The 3,198-nt window shown below is 47.9% G+C and carries 3 protein-coding genes; 2 read left to right on the top strand and 1 reads right to left on the bottom strand.

Features of this window, described 5'->3' with window-relative positions:
- Window positions 1–975: amidohydrolase (locus tag A1D16_RS14710; RefSeq protein WP_290710828.1), on the top strand; the 975-nt coding region annotated here is incomplete at its 5' end.
- Window positions 976–979: 4 nt separating this feature from the next.
- Entirely contained in the window at window positions 980–2,038 is a 1,059-nt protein-coding gene (locus A1D16_RS14705) for an aminotransferase class I/II-fold pyridoxal phosphate-dependent enzyme (RefSeq protein ID WP_290710826.1), read from the top strand.
- A 74-nt stretch (window positions 2,039–2,112) separates the two neighbouring features.
- Here the strand turns inward: A1D16_RS14705 and A1D16_RS14700 are convergent.
- Window positions 2,113–3,198 (bottom strand): SusD/RagB family nutrient-binding outer membrane lipoprotein (locus tag A1D16_RS14700; RefSeq protein WP_290710824.1); only part of this gene is annotated, 1,086 nt, incomplete at its 5' end.

The raw sequence follows: 3,198 nt of genomic DNA, 5'->3' as shown, positions 1-3,198 counted from the left end.
GGGGTAGCCTATGCCAGTACAAAAACTGTCACCAATAAGCAGGGCACAGAAATTCCGGTTATGCATGCCTGTGGGCACGATTTTCACATGACCACCTGGTTGGCTGTTGCAGGTTTTATGAACGCTTACCGAAAACATTGGCAAGGCACCCTGGTGTTCATTGCACAACCGGCTGAAGAAAAAGCAGCCGGGGCCAAAGCAATGCTGGCAGATGGTTTATATACCAGGTTTCCCAAGCCCGATTATGCCCTTGCATTGCATGTAAATTCGAAATTACCAGCAGGCACAGTAGGTTATTGCGCAGGAAGTGCATTGGCAAAAATTGATCTGCTGGATATTACTGTAAAAGGAAAAGGCGGCCATGGTGGAATGCCCAATTTTTCCAAAGACCCCATTGTTTTATCCGCGCAGCTTATTATGGCGCTTCAAACCATTGTAAGCAGGGAAGTGAACCCGGCCGAACCTGCGGTACTTACCATAGGTTCCATCCACGGTGGATCCAATTCCAATACCATTCCATCAGAAGTGTCGCTGGGCCTCACCATCCGATCTCTGAACGACAGCGTTCAGGCGGCTATGATAAAAAGTATTCAACGTATGGCTAATGGCATAGCCCATGCCGCCGGACTGGAAGAAAAAGATTTTCCTGTTATTCAACTCCGGAATGAATCCAGCCCGCTGGTGTATAATGATCCGGTACTGAGTCGGCGAATAGGTGCCGTCTTCCAGGAAAAACTGGGCAAAGAGCGGGTACAAGAGCTGCAGCCTGAAATGTATGGAGAGGATTTTGGCATGTACCGCCAAACCGAACCACCCCTTCCAACCCTTATTTATTCGGTAGGTACAGTTGGAACCGGTCCTTTTGTATCCACCCACTCCCCCCTTTACCTGCCAACCCTGGATCCGGCATTGGAAACTGGAATTAAAAGTTTAACCTGGGCATTGTTAGATTTGCTGAAACCAGCGAAAAAATAAACTATTGAACCAGACCTTTTCCCACCAGGGAGCTGCCATGCCAGACAGGGTAGTTGTTATTAATGGGGTACCACATTTGTACTTTAGTGGCACGGCCTATCTCTGCATGAATCATAATGCTGCATTTACCCGCCTCCTTGAAGAAGGAATGCAGTTATACGGAACCAATTATGGCAGTTCACGTTCGGGAAATTTTACGCTCCCGGTTTATGAACAAACAGAAAAGGCCCTGGCCGAACGATTACACGCGGAAGCAACCCTAACCATTTCTTCCGGCTTTATGGCCGCCCAACTGGTTATCCGCTTTTATGAAGGCACGGGTACATTTATGTATGCACCCGACAGCCACCCCGCCTTGTTGCGAACAAAACAGGATTACTATACCGGATCCTTTGAAAACTGGGCAACACAACTGCCGGAAAAAATTGCAGCTGTTGCGGACGACCGAATCATTCTGGTGTGTAATTCCATAGACCCCCTGAAAGCTGCTTATCATGATTTTTCCTGGATAGATCAACTCCCCGGCAATAAGTCCATTTTGTTAATTGTAGACGATTCGCATGGCCTGGGTATTACCGGAAAAAATGGCGAAGGTATATATGCAGGCATAAAAGACCGGGCGCCTATTGACAGTATAGTAGTTTCTTCACTGGGAAAAGCCATGGGCATACCTGGCGGCATTATCCTTAGCAACAGGCATACCATTAATCAACTCCGGACAAGCCCGTATTTTACCGCGGCCTCTCCAATTGCTCCCGCCTACTTGTATGCCTGCCTGCAGGGGGAAGCTATTTACGAACAGGAACGCAAACAACTGCGGGAAAATATTATCTATTTCCAGGGAGGATTGCAGCAGGTTTCCGGCTTCAGGCATATTGAAAACTATCCGGTTATTTATTGCATGCGCAATGAGTTGGCTGGTTTTCTGCTGGAACAGAATATACTTATCAGCAGTTTCGCTTATCCTACACCGGCAGATGGTATTATTACCCGGATCGTTCTGAACAGCCATCATCGAAAAGAAGACATGGATACCCTGCTCCGCTTCCTCAAAGATCAGTAACGAACAATGCATTCAATGGGCGGGTACTACCCGGTATTGAATGCATTGTTCATAACAACAACCAAAGCGGTTATTTAGTAGATCTCAGGAGGAAACTGTCCTTGTTTCGGATGTAGATAGGGAAGTCCGGGTTTTGAATCCCACCAGATCCTGCTGGTCATCAGATCTCCGCCCTGCAAACGGGCAGCTGCAGCACGTACATTTTTCTCGTTGAGTGAATATTCTGTCTGAGGATATGTTCCTCTGCGGGGAATTCTGCCATTGGTACTTCCCAGGTCGCTGCCGGTCCAGATTTCGGGGTACCCGGTTCTGCGGTATTCCGCCCAGCTTTCTGCACCCAGCCAGAAATTAGCCAGGTATTTTTGAATAATGATTTCGCGCAGTTGTTCTTCTTCAGCGCCTGAAAGAGAGCCAAATTCATCGCCCAGGTAAGCTGTAATAGCTCCTGCTGCCACGTTGTATTGGGTCATAGAAAGCTCAATACCTTTACGGTACATGGCTTCCGCATCTTCATTGGTGAGTCCGGCAAGTGCAGCTTCTGCTCGCAGAAAAGCTACTTCAGCAGCATTCATTACCTGGATATCGTATACAGGAGTGCGGAAAGAATAATCAAGGAAAGCGGTGGTTGATTCGCCATAGGGCAGTTTTTCATCAGCAAATAAACACATCGGGCGGCCTTTGTAACCGGATACACCATCTGTTGCAGGATCCGCAAATTTCTCCAGGCGGGGATCGTTGCGTTGCAGCAGGTTCTGGGTTACGGTTAAACCAACCCAAAGCGGGTAGCCATTGGAATTCAGGTAAGAATTATACAAAGGGTTCCGATTATTAATATCTGCGCCATCAATGGTCCGGAGAGTAGCCGCCTGATTATTCGCTTCGATCAGGGGCTTTCCAATTACATCTGTAATATGTTCTCTTGCCAATGTTTCGTTGGCATACCGAACGCGGATGGCCAGCCGAAGCCGAAGAGAGTTGGCAAAACGCACCCAGCGTTCTGCATTGCCATTAAACAGGATATCGGCTGAACCAAAGGAGCTTAGACCCGGCTCTGCGGTAAGCTGTGCTGCTGCCTCTTTTAATTCCTTCAGCATATCGGTATAAATCGATTCCTGTGTATCATAAACCGGCTGGCTGATCACTTCGCTTACATCCAGCAG

Origin of the sequence: Flavihumibacter sp. CACIAM 22H1, from assembly GCF_001601815.1 — a bacterium.
GTDB lineage: Bacteria > Bacteroidota > Bacteroidia > Chitinophagales > Chitinophagaceae > Flavihumibacter.
The sequence above is the reverse complement of the archived record's forward strand: the minus strand, read 5'-3'. Positions and strand labels throughout refer to the sequence as shown.